This is a genomic window from Klenkia sesuvii (genome assembly GCF_037083825.1).
GTDB classification, from domain to species: Bacteria; Actinomycetota; Actinomycetes; order Mycobacteriales; family Geodermatophilaceae; genus Klenkia; species Klenkia sesuvii.
Genome location: NZ_JBAPLU010000018.1, coordinates 75,284 through 93,569, shown reverse-complemented (window position 1 = coordinate 93,569; position 18,286 = coordinate 75,284). Strand labels below are relative to the sequence as shown.

The window sequence follows — 18,286 nt, the reverse complement described above, 5'->3', positions numbered from 1 at the left end:
GAAGAAGGCCTGTCGACCAAGGAGATCATCCGCTGCCTCAAGCGTCTGATCGCCCGCGAGCTCTACTACCTGATCATCAACCCGACATCGGTCGCTGCAACCACTTGACGATCCATAGGAGCATCCCCGGCCCCGGGCCGCCGGGCCACCGGGCCACCGGGCCACCGGGCCACCGGGCCACCGGGTATGGGAGCCCATGCACCCGGGGACGGGGCCCAGCAGCGGGTGCATGGGCTCCCATACCCGGGGCCGGGGGTCAGCCCTCGGCGAGCTCGGCGGCCTCCAGCCAGGCGGTCTCGACCTCGTCCTTCTCCGCCTGCACCGCCAGCAGCTGGGCGTTCAGCTCGGCCACCTTCGCGTGGTCGGTGGCGGCGGCCAGCAGCTGGTCGTGCAGCTTCTTCTCGTCGCCGTCGAGCTTGAGCATGCGGCGCTCGAGCTTCTGCACCTCCTTGCGCGCGGCCCGGGCGTCGGCGGCGCTCACCTGCCGCGCGGCGGGGGTCGGCGGTCCGTCCCCGGCGGCGGTGCAGAGCTGGGCCTGCCCGGCGGCACGGCGGCGCAGGTACTCCTCGACCCCGCCCGGGAGCTGGGCCAGCGACCCGTCGCCGAGCAGCGCGACGACGGTGTCGCAGACCCGGTCGACGAAGTAGCGGTCGTGGCTGACCACCAGCACCGTGCCCGGGAACCCGTCGAGGAGGTCCTCCAGCGCGGTGAGGGTGTCGATGTCGAGGTCGTTGGTGGGTTCGTCGAGCACCAGAACGTTCGGCTCGGCCATGAGCAGGCGCAGCAGCTGCAACCGGCGCCGCTCGCCGCCGGAGAGGTCACCCACCGGTGTCCACTGCCGGTTGGCCGCGAACCCGAACCGCTCGGCCAGCGTCGAGGCCGAGACCTCCTGGTTGCCCAGCCGGGCGATGCGCGAGACCTCCTGCACCGCCTCCAGCACGCGCGCCCTGGGCGGCAGCTCGGTCACGTGCTGCGACAGGTAGGCCACCGACACCGTCTGCCCGACCTTGACCGTGCCGGCGTCGGGCTCGTTCTCCCCCACCAGCAGCTTGAGCAGCGAGGTCTTGCCGGCGCCGTTGACGCCGACCACGCCGATGCGGTCGCCGGGGCCCACGTTCCAGTCGAGGTGGCTGAACAGCGTGCGCGGACCCCGTTGCCCGTCCGCGGAGTCCGTCGGCACGGCGTACGAGACGTCGTCGAGCTCGTAGACCGTCTTGCCGAGGCGCCGCGCGGCGAAGTTGGCCAGCTGCATCGAGTCCCGCGCCGGCGGCTCGTCGGCGATGAGCGCCTGCGCGGCCTCGATGCGGAACTTGGGCTTGCTGGTGCGGGCCGGCGGGCCCCGCCGCAGCCAGGCAAGCTCCTTGCGCACCAGGTTGAGCCGGCGTTCCTCGGTGACGTTGGCGATGCGGGCGCGCTCGGCCCGGGCCAGCGTGTACGCGGCGTACCCGCCGTCGTAGGCGTGCACCGAACCGTCGGCGACCTCCCACGTGGTGGTGCAGACCTCGTCGAGGAACCAGCGGTCGTGGGTGACGACCAGCAGGCCGCCGGCGCGGGCCTTGACGTACTCGGCCAGCCACGCGACGCCCTCGACGTCGAGGTGGTTGGTGGGCTCGTCGAGCACCAGCAGGTCCAGCGGGCGCACCAGCTGCGCGGCCAGCGCCACGCGACGACGCTCACCGCCGGACATCGGGGCGACCGGGGCGTCGAGGCCCAGCCGGTCGAGCTCGAGCCCGGTGAGCACCGAGCGGACGGCGGCGTCGGCGGCCCACTCGTGCTCGGCGCCGAACCCGGACAGGACGACGTCGTGCACCGTGGCACCCGGCGGCAGCGTGCCGCTCTGGTCGAGCACACCCATCGCGGTGCCGCCGCGCATGGTCACCCGGCCCTCGTCGGGCGGCTCGGCACCGGTGATCACCGACAGCAGGGTGGACTTGCCCCCGCCGTTGCGGCCGACGACGCCGATGCGCTCACCGGCGGCGATGCCGAGGGAGACGTCGTCGAGCAGCACCGTCGTGCCGTGCGCCTTGGAGACCCGTTCCAGCGAGACCAGGTTGAGCGGAGTCGTCATGAGGACCCGAGTGTCCCAGGCGGGCCCGGCGCGACCTCGGCGGAGGTCTCCGCGCGGCCGCTGGGTACCGGCCGGGCCCCCGACTGCCGATGTGCGCACCGTGACCTCCCGCCTGCTCGCCCGTCGCCCCGTCCGGCTCGGCGGGCTGCTCCTGGCCACCACGACGCTCGGTCTGGCCGCCGCGCCGGCCGCCCTGGCCGAGGACGCCCCGGTGCCCCAGGTCGGCCCCGGCGCGGACGACTCCGCCACCGACGACGCCGCGCCCCTCGTGCTGGGCCCGGTCGCCCCGACCGCCGACACCGCGGGGAGCGCTCCGCAGGTGGCGGGCACGACGACGCCGACCCGCGCGCACTTCGGCACCGGCAAGCTCGACCTGTCCCTGGACGACGACGCCGACCCGCTGCCCAGCTACGCCCGCCTGAACCCCAGCGGCGCCCAGCTCGAGCTCCGCTTCAGCCAGGTCGAGGGCGCACCGTCGACCGCGGTGGGTACCTGCACGTTCGTGGGTTCCACGTGCGTGTTCGACGCGGGCAGCACCCTGCCCACCGGGGACTACGGCCGCGGCCAGGTCCCCAGGCTGCCGAACTTCTCCGAGTTCACCCTCACCCTCCTGCGCCCGCCCACCTCGGACCAGTTGCTGGACGTCCCGATGGCGATCCAGGGCTGGACGGACAGCCGTTGGAACCCCGCGGCCATGACCAGTGAGCTGGCCCTGCCGGTCCAGCACGCCTACCGGACCCTCGGCGTCGCCGTGGTCGACGGCGCCCCGGCCGGCACGCAGGTCGAACTCTGCCCCGCGCTCGACGGTGCCTGCGCGGCCGACCGGACGGTGACGACCGCGACGACCGACGCCGCGGGGCTGGCCCGGTTCCCCGAGGCCTACCTGCCCGGTGACTACCTGGTCACCCGGGCCGGGACGGCCACCCCGTTCACCGTGCCCGCGGCCACCAGCCAGGCCGAGCGGGACACCCCGCTCCGGCTCACCCTCGGGGTGCCCGTCACCGCCCCGCCCACCACACCGCCGAGCCCCCCGAGCACCTCGAGCGCGCCGGGCAGCGCGACGGCCGCAGCGACGACGGTGGCCGCCGGCCGGCAGCAGACCGTGACCGCCGGCGGGTTCGCCCCGGGCGAGACCGTGCGCGGCACCCTGTACTCGACCCCGGTCGACCTGGGCACCGCGGTCGCCGATGCCCAGGGCGTCGCGACCTTCACCTTCACGGTGCCGGCCGGCCTGGAGCCGGGCGTGCACACGGTCACCGCCGTCGGGCTGACCAGCGGCGCGACCAGCACCGTGACGTTCACCGTCACCGCCGGGGCCACCTTGGCCACCACCGGCGCCGACGTGGGTCCGCTGCTCGGGCTGGGCGCCCTGGCCGTCGGGGCGGGCGCAGCGCTGGCCGTCGCCGGCTCCCGGTCGCGCCGGACGGCCTGACCGCCCGGTGACCAGCACCGGCAGCGACGTCTGGTACGCCCGGCACGCCTCCCCCGCCGGCGGGGGCGTGCTGGTGACCGTCGCCGGCCCCGGCTTCCCGGACGGCGCGGTGGTCGACCTCCCCGGCCCGCCGGCCCACCCGGCCGGCTGGCTGGCCGAGGCGCACGTGCAGGACGCCGGCCACGTGCCGGTGCGGGTGGTCGTCACCCCCGAGCTCGCGGCCGGTTCGCCGCACCTGTGGTTCATCCTCGGCCCGGCCGGCACCGGCGACGCCGTCGACCTCGTGGCCTTCTCCACCGCCACCCTCGACGACGGGCGCGTGGTGGGCGGTGACCACCTCGGGGCCGCAGGCGTCACCTGGGCCGACCAGGTCGCGGCGCTGCGCTGGTCACCGTCCAGCGGACTGGTCTCGCAGGTCTACGTCGCCCCCCGCGCACGACGTCGGCGCGTCGGCACCCGCATCGTGGTGACCGCCGACGCGGTCCGGGTGGCCCTCGGCTGGGCGCCGCTGGTCAGCGACGGCCGGGTGACCGACCTGGGTGACGCCTGGTTGTCGGCGCAGGGCGAGGTCTGGCGGGCCAGGGTGCCCGCCGGCGGCGAGCGGCCGCCACCGATGACCCCGGCGCACGAGGCGTTCGGCGTGCCGAGCCGCCAGCTGGTCCGCGACGGGTCCCCGGTCACCGGGGGTCACGCCCCGGCGGCGGGCTGCCGATAGGGCCGGCGTGTCCGCTCGCTCCCGTGTCCGCCGTCCGCTGCAGGTCGGCGGGCTGATGCTCGCCACCGCCGTCCTGGGCGCGGTGACCGCCCCCGCCGCGTCGGCCATGGTCGACCCCGCGCACCCCGGTGCCGGCACCCCCGTGGTCGCGTCGGCCACGCAGACGCTGGTGGTGGCCCCCACCCCGGTGAGCTACCTGGGCACCCCCGACGAGCCGGTCCAGTTCCGCTACGGCGCGCTGCAGGTCTCCGTCGCCCCCGAGCCCGACGACGCCGCGGCCGCCGCGGTGGACCCGTCGGCCGCCGACGGGACCGGCATGGCCGGGGCCGTCGTCGTGGTGACGGTGACCACCGTCGAGGAGGAGTCCATGGCCGACTACCCCCTCGACCCCGGCGACACGGCCACCTGCACCACGGGCGCCGACGGTTCGTGCGAGCTGACCGGCGCCGTCCAGATGGTCGACGAGGACGGCCGTCTCCGGCTCTTCCCGGGCATGGCGTTCACGGTGCAGCAGACGGGCGCCCCCACCTCCGGCCGCTACGCGCTGCCCCCCGCCGGCGACGACGTCCTGTACGGGGTCGTCGTCGGCCGCCCGCTGGTGTTCGCCCCCACCGTCACCCCGCCGGGCGAGGACGACGAGGGCGACGTCGCCGCCGTGCAGTTCCACGACCCGGTGCGCACCGCGGCCGGGGCCGACCCGGGCACCCCCGCGGCCGGGTCCCCGGCGGCCGGCACGACCGCGGCGGCCACCACCGGTCCTGCGGCCCCCGCCGCGGACGGCACCCCGGGCACCGGCACGGCCGCACCGGCGACCGCCGATGCGCCGACGCTGGCCAGCACCGGGGCCGACGTGGGCCCGCTGATCGCGGTCGGCGGCGGACTGCTCGCCGCGGGCGGGCTGGGGCTGGCCCTGGCCCGCCGCCGGTCGGCCTGACCGGCCCGCCGCGGGTCAGGGGATCGTGATCTCGGCGTCGAGGGAGCTCTCGACGCCGGCGAGGTCGGCGACCACCAGGGCGACGACCAGCTCGGTGCCCGAGGGCAGGCGGTCGAAGCCGTACTGCAGGCCCGCGAGCTCGGCGAACAGCCCCGGCCCCTCGGCCCGCACCCACGACCCGTCCTCCGTGCGCAGCAGCGGGAACACCAGGCCGTCCGGAGCCGGGGTGAACTCGGCGAACAGCCCGTCGGCGGCCTCGGCGTAGTAGGCCTCCGAGGTCACCACGCCCTGGTCCTGGTCGACGGTGACCGACAACCGGATGCGCTGCACGTCGCCGTCCGGTGCGGCGTACTCCATCGGCACGGTGAGGGTGAACAGCGGGAAGTCCTCGTCGCTGTCCAGGGACAGGTAGGCCGGCACGGTGTCCTGGCCGTCGGTGATGGTGAACCCGGTCAGGTCGTAGAAGGCGGTGACGGTGCCGTCGTCGCCGACCGTGCCCTCCTCGTCGCCGGTGTAGAGCAGCGTGCCGTCGGCCTGCTGCTGGCCGTACACGATGCGGGCGGTGGCGGCGTTCTCCGCGCCCAGCGCGACCAGCGTGGCCGACAGGTCCAGCCCGTCGGGCCCGAGGTCCACCAGCAGCCCGGTGCCGGTGTCGAAGGCCGGCCGGTCGGCGAGGTCGCGGCCGGCCCCGTAGAAGGCGTCGAGGAACGCCGACCACGGCGCGGCCACCTCGACGTCGGCGTAGCCGGCGTCGAGGAACTCGGCCTGCGCGGGGAAGTAGACGCTCATGCCGGTCGCGCCCACGTAGGCCTGTCCGTCGGACTGGTAGGTCACGACGTCGCCCAGGGCGCGGCTGACCGCGTCGGCCTCGTCGGCGACGTCGAGCGCTTCCACCGAGATCTCACCGGCCAGCTGGCCGAGGTCGACCTGACCGGTGGCGTTGGCCGGGTCGGGGTCGGTGCCGAAGGCCAGGGTCGTCGCGCGGGCCCGCGCCACCGCGGCACCCAGGTCGGCCGCCCGGCCCTCCAGCGCCCCGGCCAGGTCGGCGACGGCGTCGTCGAGGGCGGTCATCTGCGTGAGGTCCAGCAGCGAGAGGGTGGTCTGGTCGACCGTGCCCTGCTCGGTGGCCTGGGCGTGGAAGCCGTCGACGACGGCGCGGCCCAGGGTGTCGGCGTCGGTGCCGGGGTCGGTGAGCACGCCGAACGAGGCGTAGTCCCAGCCGTGGCCGGGCTCCAGCTCCTCCGAGGCCACCATGCGCTGGGCCAGCGGCGCCAGCGTGGCGGCGGTCTCGTAGGTGGCCATGAGGCAGGCGTCGAAGCCGAGCAGGTCGAGCTGGTCCACCCCGGCCGCGGCCAGGCCGTCCCCGATCCCGGTGCGCAGGCCGGCGAGGTCCATCGTGGTCTGCCCGGCCGACTCGTCGGCCCCGACCCCCGGCCACCCGGCCCCGTGGTCGGAGACGACGAGGGCGTAGTGCTGCGCCGGTGAGGCGGCGATGCCGGCGGCGATGAAGTCGGCCAGCACCTGGGGGTCGGCGGTGTCGACGTCACCGAGGTCCTCCCGCAGCTCGAGGCTCCCCGGCTGCACCGAGAAGGTGCGCGCGCCCGTCCAGCTGCCGGCGTCGAGCACCTCCTCGCCGGTGTAGCCCGAGGACTCGTCGTCGGCGGCCCGGTCGACGAGCGCCTCCACGTGCAGCGCGCCCCGCGACCCGACGCCGGCCAGCTCGACGACGTCCTCGAGCATCGCCTCCTCGAGGTCGGTGTCGGCCATGGAGTAGAGCAGCACCGTCCAGCTGCCGTCGTCCAGCGCGGCCGGCTCCTGCGCCGGCGCGTCGGCCCCGTCGTCCGAGCAGCCGGCGAGCAGCAGCCCCACCGCCGTCGCCGCGGCCACCGCCCGCACCGACCCCCTGCACCGCAGCTGTGCCTGCACGTGCTCTCCCCCGTCCCGCGGTGGCCCGGTGGCCCCGCCCCGCGGCGCAGCCTGCCGCATGACCGGCCTCCGGTGGGGGTGGGGGAACGCCGCATCGCGTGCCGGTTCTCGTGCACATCACCTGGTGGGTGAGCGCATCAGGCCAGGCGGGTGACCTCCACGACGACCGAGTGCCCCTCGCTGCGCGGACCGGAGAAGATCCCCTTCAGCGGCGGCACGTCCTTGTAGTCCCGCCCGCGGCCGAGCGTGACGTGCCGGGTGCCGATGTCGACGACGTTGGTGGGGTCGTAGCCGGTCCAGGCACCGTCCCACCACTCCACCCAGGCGTGGCTCTCGCCCTTGACCGCCTCGCCGATGCCGGCGGCCGGCCGCGGGTGCAGGTAGCCCGACACGTAGCGGGCCGGGACGCCCAGCGCCCGCAGCAGCCCGACCGACACGTGCGCCATGTCCTGGCAGACACCCTGCCCCCGGGTCCACGCCTGCATGGCGTTGGTGCGCACGTCGGTGGACCCGGACAGGTACTGCATGTGGTCGTGCACGAACCGGCAGATCCGCAGGCCGGCCTCGCGGGGGTCGGCGTCGCCGACCGCGTCGCGCGCCGCCCGGACGACGGGGGCGTCCATCTCGGTGAGCCGCGTGGGCCGGAGCATCTCCCCGAACCGGTCGAGGACGTCGTCGGTGCCCAGCTCGTCCCAGCCGACCACCTGGCCCAGCTCGGGCTCCGGGCCGGCCTCGACGACCGAGGTGGCGACGACGGCGAGCTCGCGGTGCGGGCCGTGCAGGTCGAAGGCGGTGACCGTGGAGCCCCAGTAGTCGCGGTAGGCCTGCATGGTGGCCGCCGGCTCGACCTCCACGCGCGAACGCAGCGTGGTCTGCCGGCTGGTGTTCTCCGGCGTCATGCGCGCCTCGTTGTAGGAGCTGCGCACCGGGCCGCCGTAGGAGAACTTCGTGCGGTGCACGATCTGCAGCCGCCAGCGGTCGACACCGGGGGCGGCGGGCTGGGCCGGCAGCATGCCGGTCTGCGGCACGGCCGAGCGCGGCATGGGTCCGGTCACGGGCTCGGGCAACCGCTGCGACTGGTTCATCGGGCTCACAGCACACCTTCCGGCATCCACACCTGGGGCGCCTGCTCGGTGAAGAACCTGCTGGTCACGGCCTCGCTGGCGGCCGAGCACGTGCGCTGCAGCTCGTCGAGGCGGGTGGGCAGCTTGGCCAGGATCTCGTCGGTGCCCATGAACTCGAGCATCGTGCGGGCCCGGCCCACGATGCGGTGCGCCTCCCCGGCCACGCCGATGCGGTGCCCGTCGCGCACGTTGGAGCGCTCGAGCTCGGCCAGGCACCCCTCGGCCTGCTCCAGCGCGGCGAACACCGACCGCGGGAACAGCCGGTCCAGCAGCAGGAACTCGGCGGCCCGGCTGGAGTTCACCGCACCCCGGTAGGTGCGCAGGTAGGGCTCGTAGGCGCCGGTCGAGCGCAGCACCAGCGTCCAGGACGGCGCGGCGTCCCCGGCCAGCACCCGGGTGGACAGCATGCGGCTGGTCATGTCCACCCGCTCCAGCGAGCGGCCCAGGATCAGGAACAACCAGCTCTCGTCGCGGCTCATCGTGGCGTCGGCCAGGCCGAACACCATCGCCGAGCGCTCGCGCACGAACCGGAACAGCGAGTGCGGCCCGTACCGGCGGGCCATGGTGCGCTGCTGCGGCAACGCGTTGTGGGTGACGTTCAGCGACTCCCAGATCTCGGCCGACAGCACCTCACGGGCGCCCCGGGCGTTCTCCCGGGCGGCGCTGAGCGCCCCGACGATCGAGCTGGGCGCGATGCGGTCGAAGGCCAGCGTCGCCAGCACCCGCTCCGTGTCGGCCTCGGCGGGGTCGCAGGGGATGCCCATGAGCGCGAGCAGGTTGTGGCAGGCCCGCCGCTCGTCGATCCACGGGTCCTCGACCAGCCGCTGGGTGTGCACGTCGAGGATGCGGGCGGTGTCGTCGGCCCGCTCCACGTAGCGGCCGATCCAGAACAGCGACTCGGCGATCCGGCTCAGCATCGCGGGCCCCCCGCAGCCTGCTCGTCGCCATCAGCCGACGGCCCCGTCTGGAGGCTCGGTGCGAGCGTGCGAGCACCGAGGAGGACGGGGTCCTTCCCCTGCTGCTGTTGCTGGCCCTGGCCGACGGCGTTGTCGTTGGCCGGGCCCGGGTCCTGCGCGGGCGGCTCGTCGGGCAGGTCGGCGGTGGTGAACTCGATCTGCGTGCGGTCGGGCGCAGGGGTCTCGGCCGGCCGCGGCCCCGAGATGACCCAGGTGTCCTTGGAGCCACCGCCCTGGCTGCTGTTGACCACGAGCTCGCCCTCGGGCAGCGCCACCCGGGTGAGCCCACCGGGCAGCACCCACACGTCGGAGCCGTCGTTGACCGCGAACGGCCGCAGGTCGACGTGCCGCGGGGCGATGCGGCCGTCGATGAGGGTCGGGGAGGTGGACAGCCCGATCGGCTTCTGGGCGATCCAGTCGCGGGGGCTCTCGCGCACCTTCACCGCCAGCGCCTCGAGGGTCTGCTCGTCGGCGCGCGGGCCGATGACGATGCCCTTGCCGCCCGAGCCGTCGACCGGCTTGAGCACGAGGGAGTCGAGGTTCTCCAGCACCCACTCGGTGTTGTCCCGGTTGTCCAGCCGGTAGGTGTCGGCGTTGGCCAGCACCGGCTCCTCGCCGAGGTAGTACCGGATGAGGTCGGGCACCCAGGTGTAGATGAGCTTGTCGTCGGCCACGCCGTTGCCGACCGCGTTGGCGATGGTGACCCGGCCGGCCCGGGCGGCGTTGAGCACGCCCGCGCAGCCGATCACCGAGTCCGACCGGAAGTGCACGGGGTCGAGGAACTCGTCGTCGATGCGCCGGTAGATGACGTCGACCCGCTGCTGGCCGTCGGTCGTCCGCATGCTGACCTGACCGCCCGAGCAGACCAGGTCGCGGCCCTCCACCAGCTCGACGCCCATCTGGCGGGCCAGCAGCGCGTGCTCGAAGTAGGCGGAGTTGTAGACGCCGGGGGTGAGGACGACGACGGTCGGGTCGCTGACCGAGGCCGGCGCGGAGGCCTTGAGCGCGGCGAGCAACCGGGAGGGGTAGTCGGCGACGGGCTGGATGCGGTGGTCGCCGAACAGCTCGGGCAGCACCTGGCTCATCGCCGCCCGGTTGGTGATCACGTAGCTGACCCCCGAGGGCGACCGGAGGTTGTCCTCCAGCACCCGGAAGTCACCGGCCTCGTCGCGCACCAGGTCGATGCCGCTGACGTGCACCCGCACGCCGTTGGGCGGCACCAGACCGTGGGCGGCGCGGTGGAAGTGCGCGCTGGTCGTGATGACGCTGCGCGGCACGATGCGGTCGGCGAACACCTGGCCGGCACCGTAGACGTCGGCCAGGAAGGCCTCGAGCGCGTGCACCCGCTGGGCCACGCCGCGCTCGACGTGCGCCCACTCGTCGGCCCCGATGACGCGCGGCACGATGTCGAGCGGGAAGGGTTGCTCCTCCCCGGCGTGCGCGAAGGTGACGCCGGCGTCGCGGTAGGTCTGGCTCAGGACGTCGGCCCGCGCCGCGAGCTCCTCGCCCGAGATGTGCTGCAGCGAGCCGAAGAGCCCGGCGTACGGCGGCCTCGGCTGGGCCGGCGCGCCGAACATCTCGTCCCACTGCTCCCCGAGTGGGTAGCCGTCGAAGAGGTCCGCCATGGGGCGAACCTAGTTCCCGCCGGTGAACGGCGCGTCTCGGCGCGCAGGGGGCTCGCGCGGATCAGGCCGAGGCGCGGCGGACCAGCCGGGTCGGGCAGGTGCGGGTCTCGGCCGGGCCGGCCTCACCGGCGATGCGGGCGCGCAGCAGGCCGACCAGCTCGGTGGTCATGCGGTCCAGCGGCTGCGCGACCGTGGTCAGCGGCGGGTCGCACGTCGCGGCGACCGCGGCGTCGTCGAACCCCACGACCGCGACGTCGTCGGGCACCCGGCGCCCGGCCGTCCGCAGCGCCCGCAGCGCGCCGACGGCCATGGGGTCGGAGGCGACGAAGACGGCGTCGAGGTCGGGCGCCTGGTCCAGCAGCCGGACCATCGCGGCCTCGCCGCCGGCCTCGGTGAAGTCGCCGTGGACGACGAGCGCGGGGTCGGGCTCGTGACCGGCGTCGGCCAGGGCCTGCACCCAGCCGGCGTGCCGGTCGACGCCGGCGATCAGGTCCATCGGCCCGGTCAGCGCGGCCACCCGCCGTCGGCCCAGCCCGAGCAGGTGCTCGGTCGCCACCCGCGCGCCGCCGCGGTTGTCGGCGTCGACGTAGGCGACCTCGCGGCCGTCGTGGGGCCGCCCGCACAGCACCAGCGGGACGGCGACCTCGCTGAGCATGTCGGGCAGGAGGTCCTCGCTGTGCAGCGACATGAGGACGACGCCGTCGACGTGCCCCTGCCGGGCGTAGCGGGCGATCTTGCGCTGCTCGCGGGCGTCGCGGGCGGTGAGCAGCACCAGGGTCAGCTCGGTCTCGGCGAGGGCTGCGGACACGCCGTGCACGATGCCGGCGAAGAACGGGTCGGAGAAGACCTGGCTGTTGGGCTCGCTGAGCACCAGCGCGATGGTGTCGGTGCGCCGGGTGACCAGGCTGCGGGCAGCCCGGTTGGGCACGTAGCGCAGCTGCTCGATGGCCGCCTGGACGACGACCCGGGCCTCGGGGCTGACCCGCGGCGACTCGTTCACCACCCGCGACACCGTCGCCCGGGAGACGCCGGCCAGGACGGCCACCTGGTCCAGGGTGGGCACCCCGGGGCGCGCGCCGCTGGTCAGCTCGGTGGTCACGGGGGCCATGGTGCGGCATGCGGAGCGTCCTGGGAAGTCGGCGTGGAAGCGCTTCCACGTCGTCCTGCTGCGGTCAGGTGCGCCCCCCCTGCCCGGGCGGCGTCGGGCAGGGGAAGACATCCCGGTGTCCGTGGGTTACCGTCTCCGCAAGTAGTTGAGCACTCAACTCAGGAGGTCGGGATGCCCGCCGTCACCGTCGAGGACACCACCACGCTGGCCCGGGTCCCGGTGCCCGCGCCCCGCACCGTGCGCCGCCGCGTCCGGTCGGTCACCACCGCGCCGCGCGGCTTCGAGGGCGAGGGCTTCCCGGTGCGCCGGGCCTTCGCCGGGGTCGACCTGCGCGACCTCGACCCGTTCATCCACATGGACCAGATGGGCGAGGTCGAGTACGCCCCGGGTGAGCCCAAGGGCACCTCGTGGCACCCGCACCGCGGCTTCGAGACCGTCACCTACATCATCGACGGCACCTTCGAGCACGCCGACAGCCACGGCGGCGGCGGGTCGATCACCAACGGCGACACCCAGTGGATGACCGCCGGCGGCGGCGTGCTGCACATCGAGCGGCCGCCGGAGTCACTGGTGGTCAGCGGTGGGCTGTTCCACGGCCTGCAGCTGTGGGTGAACCTGCCGAAGGCGCAGAAGTGGGTCGAGCCCCGCTACCAGGACCTGCGCGCCGACCAGGCCGTGCTGCTGGCCAGCCCGGACGCCGGGGCGTTCCTGCGGGTGATCGCCGGCGACGTCGGCGGCCACGCCGGCCCGGGGACGACCTACACCCCGATGGCGATGGTGCACGCGACCATCGCGCCCGGGGCCACCCTCGACCTGCCGTGGGACCCCTCGTTCAACGCGCTGGTCTACGTCCTGTCCGGCAACGGCAAGGTCGGCATCGACGACCACCCCGTGACCGGCGGTCAGCTGGCGGTCTTCGGCCCCGGCGACACCATCACGGTCAAGGGCGCCGAGCACCAGGACAGCCGCACCCCGGCGCTGGACGTGGTCATCCTCGGCGGCCGGCCGATCCGCGAGCCGATCGCCATGTACGGGCCGTTCGTGATGAACACCCGGCAGGAGGTCATGGACGCCTTCACCGACCACCAGGCCGGCCGGCTGGGCAGCATCCCGGCCGCGCACGTGCCGCACACGGGGGTGCGCGACACCGTCGACGTCGGCTCTGCCGGCGAGGAGGATTCCTGACGTGAGCGACCTCGAGCCCTCGGCCCCCTTGCAGGGTCCCGCCGAGAGCTTGCGAGCGGTGGGGGGCAAGGGGGTCCTTGAACTATTGCCCGGCAAGACCGTCACCCTGGGCGAGCGGATGCAGGTCCACCGGCTGCTGCCCACGCTGGGCCGCCGGATGGTCGGGCCGTGGGCCTTCGTCGACCACTACGGCCCCGACGACATCTCCGTCGGCGACGGCATGCAGGTCATCCCGCACCCGCACACCGGGCTGCAGACCGTGTCGTGGCTGATCGAGGGCCGCGTGCACCACAAGGACTCCCTCGGCAGCGACGTCTCGTTCGGCCCCGGCGAGCTGGCGCTGATGACCGCCGGGCACGGCATCAGCCACAGCGAGCAGTCCCCCGTCGCCCACCCTCGCCTGCTGCAGGGCGCCCAGCTGTGGGTCGCCCTGCCCGACGCCGCCCGCGACACCGCACCCGCCTTCGCCCACCACGCCGACCTGCCCGGCTTCACGTCCGACGGCCTCACCGCCACCGTGCTCATGGGCTCGCTGGGCGGGGCCACCTCGCCGGGGACCGCGTACTCACCGCTGGTGGGCGTCGACCTGGCCCTGGACGCCGGCGCCGACGTCGACGTCCCGCTGGAGCCGGGGTTCGAGCACGCGGTGCTCGCGTCGTCCGGGTCCTCGGTGGTCGAGGGCGCCCCGGTCGAGCACGGCTCGATGCTGTACCTCGGCACCGGACGGCGCACGCTGCGCCTCTCGGCCGCGGCACCCTCCCGCCTGCTGCTGCTGGGCGGGACGCCGTTCGAGGAGCAGATCGTCATGTGGTGGAACTTCGTCGGCCGCGAGGGCGAGGAGGTCGCCGGGTTCCGCGAGCAGTGGGAGGCCGGTGAGCGCTTCGGCCACGTCGAGGGCTTCGAGGACGGCGAGCGCACCCCCGCCCCGCCCATGCCCCCGGTCCCGCTCAAGCCCCGCGGCCGCGACTGCTGACCCGGCCGCCCCGTCGAGTGGCGTCTGAGGGTTCGATCGGGGCTGCCCAGGAGCCGTAGGACGCCACTCGACGAGGTGGGCGCGGTCAGAACGAGCCGCCGCCCCCGAAGTCGCCGCCACCGAAGTCCCCGCCGCCCCCGAAGTCGCCGCCGCCGAAGCCGCCCCCGAAGCCGCCGCCCGAGCCGCCGAACAGGATGTTGCCCAGCGCGACCCCGGCGATGCCCCCGGCCAGCCCGCCGCCGAAGCCGCTGCCCCCGCGCCGCCCGTAGCCGCCGTACGGCCCGCCGTACTGGGTCGGGGCGTCGTAGTAGGACTGCACGTCCTGCTGGGCGAGAGTCATCGCCTGCTGCGCCAACCGCAGGGCCTGCTGTGCCTCGCGCAGCGCGGACACCGGGTCCTGGGCCGCCGCCAGCCGATGAGCCCCGTCGAGGTGCCGCTCGGCCTCGGCCAAACGGGTGCGCGCCTGGGCCCGGACCGCACCGCGCCGGGTGGCGATGAAGTCGCCGGTCGCGTCGACCGAGCCGGCGGCCGCGTCCAGCGCCTGGCCGAGGTGCGCCAGCGCCCGCTCCTGCTGCTGGCGGGCGTCGCGGGCGGGTTCGAGCGCGGACTCCAGGGCCTGGTCGGCGTCGTCGAGCGCGCGGGTGCGGGACAGCGGGTCGGTCAGCTCGCCCTGGGCGGGTGGCCGGGTGGCGGTGTCCAGTGCCGCCTCGGCGCGAGCCAGCTGCTCGCGCAGCCCCGGGGTGTCCACGCCGCGCTCCAGGAGGGCCTTCGCCTCCGCGATGTCGCGCACGGTCTCGTCGCGGACGGCGACGAACCGTTCCGGCGCGGCCCGCAGCTCGGCCTGCAGCTTGTCCACGGCGGCCAGCAACTGCCGCGCCTGGGCGAGTGCGTCCTCCGCGGCGCGGATGGCAGGCACGGCCCCGGCGGGCCGACCGCCGGCCAGCTCCTCTCGACCGTGCTGCAGGGCGCGCCGGGCGAGCTCGACCCGGTGGTCGGCCTCCCGGGTGTTGTCGGCGACCGCGACCCACGTCGAGCGGGCGTACCGGCGCCCGAGCTCGGCCAGGACCTCGGCGGCCGGGGCGATCCGCTCCTGCTCCCGGTCGACCTCCTCGGCCAGCCGGGAGACCGCGGCGGGGGCGTCGTCCTCCAGGTGGCGCAGCTCGCGGTGGGCAGCGGCCTGCTGGTCGAGGCGGGTGCGGGCGGACCCCGTGAGCGCGAGCAGCTCGGCCAGCATGCGGCGCTGGGTGGACTCGTCCTCGGGGATCTCGTCGTCGAGCTCCTGCCGGATCTGGAAGGCTCGGCCGAGTTCGGCGCGCGACTCCTGCAGCGCAGCGGCCGACCCCGTCACGGTCTCGGCGCCGTACTGCGCGCGGGCGTAGTCGACGTCGAGCTGGCTGGTCTTGACCGCCTCGTCGAGGGCGAGCAGCTCGGCACTCGCGCGGTAGTGCAGGTCCTGCGTGGGGGTCCCGTGGTGCGGGTCGCGGGCCGCCTCCTCCGCGGCGGCGATCTCGGCGGCCCGGGCGCGGGAGGCCTCCACGGCCATCTTCCTCCGTCGGTTGCGCACGAGGGCGTACCCACCGGCGCCGAGCACGGCGACCCCGACCAGCCCACCGAGGGCGTAGGTGCCGGTGTCGCTGGGCTGCAGCTCGTCGGCCAGCGCGGTTGCCGCCGTCGCCCAGTCCCCCTGCGCCAGGTAGGGCTCCACGTCGCTGCTGACGATCGACTGCAGATCGGCGAGCGACCGGTCACCCGCCTCGTTCCCGGCGATGCTGTAGTTGCGGCTCTCGGTGGCCACCGCGAACAGGACGTCGTCCCCGCCCATCCCGCGCAGCGCATACGACTGCGTCGCCCAGTCGCTGGCGCCCGCCCCGTCGAAGGTGTCGACGTAGACGACGTACAGCTGGGTGCCGTCCTCGCTGCGCAGCTGCTGGAGCGCGTCGGTGACCGTGCTCTCCTCGCTCGAGCTGAGCACGTCGGCGTTGTCGGTGAGCTGCTCGGTGGGCGCGAAGGGTTCCTCGGCCAGTGCCGGGCCGGCGCCCACCAGCGCGAGCGTGAGACCGGCGGCGGACCCGGCGAGCAGGCGGAGCGGCAGACGCATGGCCCCATCGTCCCCGCCCCGGGCGAGGACGCCGCACCCCGGTCCGCTCCGGTCCTGGCACGGCCACACCGCACTCCGGCTCGCGAACGCGCAGCGACCACGCCGGGACGCCGGTGACCGGTCCACCTCGGGACCAGGGACCGGCTCAGAAACGGCCGCCGCGGCTGCGCCGTCCGCTGGACCGGCTGCTCGACCGCCGCGACGACGACCGGGACGACGAGCGGGACGACGAGCGGGACGACGAGCGCGACCGGGAGCGGTAGGACGACCCGCCGCCCCACGACCACGACCCGCCGGAGCTCCACCCACCCCCGGACCCGCCCCACCCGGAGTCCCGGCGACGCGCGTCGGCGGCCCGCCGCGCGGCGTCCAGGTCGGCCTGCAGCTGCCGCCGGGCCGCCTGCGCCGAGTCCTCCGCCTGCACGGCTGCGGCCAGGGCGCCCACCGGGTCGGCGCCGCCGGTGGCCTCGGCGGTGACCAGGGACCGCTCTGCCTCGGCGAGCCGGGCGCGGGCGGACCCGCCCACCCCGGCCCCGCCGAGCCCGACCCGGTCGCGCGCGTCGCCGACGGCCGCCCGCGCGGTGGCGAGCGCGCCGGGCAGCTGCGCGGTCGCCCGGGCCACCCGGTCGCGGGCCTGGTCGACGGCCAGCAGGGCGGCGTCGAGCACCGCGTCGGCCTCGGTGAGCCGGGCCAGCGAGGTCAGGGGGTCGCGCGGCACCGCGGTGAAGGCCTGCTGGGCGGCGGCCCGCCCGGTCTCGGCCGCGGCCAGCACGCCGGCCGCCACTCCCCCGCCGGCGGCGGCCAGCTCGGCCGGCGGGACGGTGCGCACCCGGGCGACCTCGGCGTCGACCTCGGCCAGCAGCCGCGGCACCTCGGTGTCGGCCGCGACGAGCCGCTGCTCGTGCCGGGTGATGCCGTCGAGCAGGGTCTGCGCCTGGGTGACCGCGGCCTCGCAGGCGTGCACCGGGGTGACTGCCTGCCCGTTGGTGCCCGCGGCCACCGCCTGCTGCCCGGCGGCCAGCGCCGCCTCGGCCGCGGCGACCGCCTGCTCGGCCCGCGGGACCACGTCGGCGACCTCGGCCAGCGCGGGCGCGGCGTAGCGCTGCTGCAGGCTGGCCACCCGGGTGGCCTCGCCGTCCAGCCGGCCGCGCAGGGCGGTGACCCGCCCGGCCAGTCCGGCGAGCACCTGCGGCGCGGTGTTCTGCAGGTCGCGCAGCGCGGCGAAGGCGGCGGCCGCCGCCTCCAGGCGGGTGTCGGCGGCGTGCAGCAGCTCGAGCTGGCGGGCCAGCTTCTCCCGGACGGCGCGGTCCTCCACCGGGGTGTCCGGCGTCTCGACCACGTCGAGCTCCTGCTGGACGGCGAACGCCTGGTCCAGCTCGTCGCGCGCGGTGGCCAGGGTGGCGGTGTGCTCGGCGACGGCCTGCTCGCCGTACTGCAGGCGGGCGTAGTCCAGGTCGAGCTGGCTGGCCCGGACGGCCTCGTCGACCTCGAGCAGCCCGCTGCCCACCCGGTCGCGCAGCTGGTCGGTGCTCTCGTCCGGGAACGGCCCGGCCGCACGGATGGCCTCGGCCTCCGCCGCGGCCCGCTGCCGGCGGCGGACCAGCGCGTAGCCACCGCCCCCGAGGACACCGGCGGCCACCACGCCGCCGAGCACGTACCGGCCGGTGTGGCTGGGCCGCAGCTCGTCGGTGACGGCCTGCACGCCGCCCACCCAGTCGCCGTCCCGGATGCGCTGCTCGAGCGCGACCTCGATCGCGTCGTACTGGTCGTCGTCGACCAGCGCGTAGGACGCGGACAGCGCGTAGGACCGGTCGTCGACGGCGACGGCCAGCAGCACGTCCCGGTCGCCGAGGTCGGACAGCTCGGCCGTCCGGTCGGCCCAGTCAGGCGCCGAGGTGCCGTCGAAGGAGTCGACGAACGCGACGAACAGCTGGACGTCCCCGTCGGCGACCAGGTCGTCGACCGCCTGCTGCACGACCGCCCGGTCGGGCGCCGAGAGCACACCGGCGGTGTCGGTGACCTCCCCGGCCAACCGCGACGGCTCGTCGGCCGCTGCGGGCCCGGCCAGCAGCAGCGGCCCCACCCCCAGCGCGAGGACGGCGAGGAGTCGGAGCAGCACGGCACGGGGTCGCGGCATGGCCC

13 protein-coding genes are annotated in these 18,286 nt (G+C 75.5%); 5 read left to right on the top strand and 8 right to left on the bottom strand.

What is annotated here, in order from left to right; genetic code table 11:
- Positions 1-256: 256 nt before the first annotated feature.
- A complete protein-coding gene (locus TEK04_RS16215) occupies positions 257-2,068 on the bottom strand; it encodes an ABC-F family ATP-binding cassette domain-containing protein (protein ID WP_336405389.1) in 1,812 nt (603 codons plus the stop codon).
- A 100-nt stretch (positions 2,069-2,168) separates the two neighbouring features.
- Here TEK04_RS16215 and TEK04_RS16210 point away from each other — a divergent pair, with 100 nt between their 5' ends.
- From TEK04_RS16210 to TEK04_RS16200, 3 genes are read left to right on the top strand one after another with little or no spacing between them, the layout of a single operon-like run.
- Positions 2,169-3,500, top strand: coding sequence for a hypothetical protein (locus TEK04_RS16210; RefSeq protein WP_336405388.1), 1,332 nt, complete (start codon positions 2,169-2,171; stop codon positions 3,498-3,500).
- Positions 3,501-3,507: 7 nt separating this feature from the next.
- Entirely contained in the window at positions 3,508-4,215 is a 708-nt protein-coding gene (locus tag TEK04_RS16205; RefSeq protein ID WP_336405387.1) for a hypothetical protein, read from the top strand.
- A 7-nt stretch (positions 4,216-4,222) separates the two neighbouring features.
- Positions 4,223-5,149: a hypothetical protein gene (locus TEK04_RS16200; RefSeq protein ID WP_336405386.1), complete on the top strand. Its 927-nt coding sequence runs from the start codon at positions 4,223-4,225 to the stop codon at positions 5,147-5,149.
- A gap of 15 nt (positions 5,150-5,164) precedes the next feature.
- Here TEK04_RS16200 and TEK04_RS16195 read toward each other — a convergent pair whose 3' ends face one another.
- From TEK04_RS16195 to TEK04_RS16175, 5 genes are all read right to left on the bottom strand, one after another.
- Positions 5,165-7,075 carry a clostripain-related cysteine peptidase gene (locus tag TEK04_RS16195; RefSeq protein ID WP_336405385.1) on the bottom strand — a complete coding sequence of 637 codons (1,911 nt, stop codon included), beginning with the start codon at positions 7,073-7,075 and terminating at the stop codon, positions 5,165-5,167.
- Between the two features lie 137 nt (positions 7,076-7,212).
- On the bottom strand, positions 7,213-8,160 hold the full coding sequence (locus TEK04_RS16190) for a transglutaminase family protein (protein ID WP_336405391.1): 948 nt from the start codon (positions 8,158-8,160) through the stop codon (positions 7,213-7,215).
- A 5-nt stretch (positions 8,161-8,165) separates the two neighbouring features.
- The gene (locus TEK04_RS16185; protein WP_336405384.1) at positions 8,166-9,116 is read right to left on the bottom strand and encodes an alpha-E domain-containing protein; all 951 of its coding nucleotides are present in this window, start codon (positions 9,114-9,116) and stop codon (positions 8,166-8,168) included.
- The gene (locus tag TEK04_RS16180; RefSeq protein ID WP_336405383.1) at positions 9,110-10,780 is read right to left on the bottom strand and encodes a circularly permuted type 2 ATP-grasp protein; all 1,671 of its coding nucleotides are present in this window, start codon (positions 10,778-10,780) and stop codon (positions 9,110-9,112) included. The genes TEK04_RS16185 and TEK04_RS16180 overlap by 7 nt, the downstream gene beginning before the upstream one ends.
- Before the next feature lie 61 nt (positions 10,781-10,841).
- Positions 10,842-11,879: a LacI family DNA-binding transcriptional regulator gene (locus TEK04_RS16175; protein WP_336405382.1), complete on the bottom strand. Its 1,038-nt coding sequence runs from the start codon at positions 11,877-11,879 to the stop codon at positions 10,842-10,844.
- 180 nt (positions 11,880-12,059) lie between these two features.
- Here TEK04_RS16175 and TEK04_RS16170 point away from each other — a divergent pair, with 180 nt between their 5' ends.
- Positions 12,060-13,073, top strand: a complete 1,014-nt coding sequence (locus TEK04_RS16170; protein WP_336405381.1) for a pirin family protein — start codon at positions 12,060-12,062, stop codon at positions 13,071-13,073.
- A 1-nt stretch (position 13,074) separates the two neighbouring features.
- Positions 13,075-14,046, top strand: coding sequence for a pirin family protein (locus TEK04_RS16165; protein WP_336405380.1), 972 nt, complete (start codon positions 13,075-13,077; stop codon positions 14,044-14,046).
- Positions 14,047-14,131: 85 nt separating this feature from the next.
- Here TEK04_RS16165 and TEK04_RS16160 read toward each other — a convergent pair whose 3' ends face one another.
- Together TEK04_RS16160 and TEK04_RS16155 are read right to left on the bottom strand one after the other, a co-directional pair.
- Entirely contained in the window at positions 14,132-16,144 is a 2,013-nt protein-coding gene (locus tag TEK04_RS16160) for a TPM domain-containing protein (RefSeq protein ID WP_336405379.1), read from the bottom strand.
- A 145-nt stretch (positions 16,145-16,289) separates the two neighbouring features.
- The gene (locus TEK04_RS16155) at positions 16,290-18,281 is read right to left on the bottom strand and encodes a TPM domain-containing protein (RefSeq protein ID WP_336405378.1); all 1,992 of its coding nucleotides are present in this window, start codon (positions 18,279-18,281) and stop codon (positions 16,290-16,292) included.
- Between the last annotated feature and the right edge of the window lie 5 nt (positions 18,282-18,286).

Excerpts from the sequence above, each read along its gene's own strand:
- TEK04_RS16215 (WP_336405389.1), bottom strand. The coding sequence starts at position 2,068 with ATGACGACTCCGCTCAACCTGGTCTCGCTGGAACGGGTCTCCAAGGCG.
- TEK04_RS16190 (WP_336405391.1), bottom strand. The coding sequence starts at position 8,160 with ATGAACCAGTCGCAGCGGTTGCCCGAGCCCGTGACCGGACCCATGCCG.
- TEK04_RS16155 (WP_336405378.1), bottom strand. The coding sequence starts at position 18,281 with ATGCCGCGACCCCGTGCCGTGCTGCTCCGACTCCTCGCCGTCCTCGCG.
- TEK04_RS16160 (WP_336405379.1), bottom strand. The coding sequence starts at position 16,144 with ATGCGTCTGCCGCTCCGCCTGCTCGCCGGGTCCGCCGCCGGTCTCACG.
- TEK04_RS16170 (WP_336405381.1), top strand. The coding sequence starts at position 12,060 with ATGCCCGCCGTCACCGTCGAGGACACCACCACGCTGGCCCGGGTCCCG.
- TEK04_RS16180 (WP_336405383.1), bottom strand. The coding sequence starts at position 10,780 with ATGGCGGACCTCTTCGACGGCTACCCACTCGGGGAGCAGTGGGACGAG.
- TEK04_RS16185 (WP_336405384.1), bottom strand. The coding sequence starts at position 9,116 with ATGCTGAGCCGGATCGCCGAGTCGCTGTTCTGGATCGGCCGCTACGTG.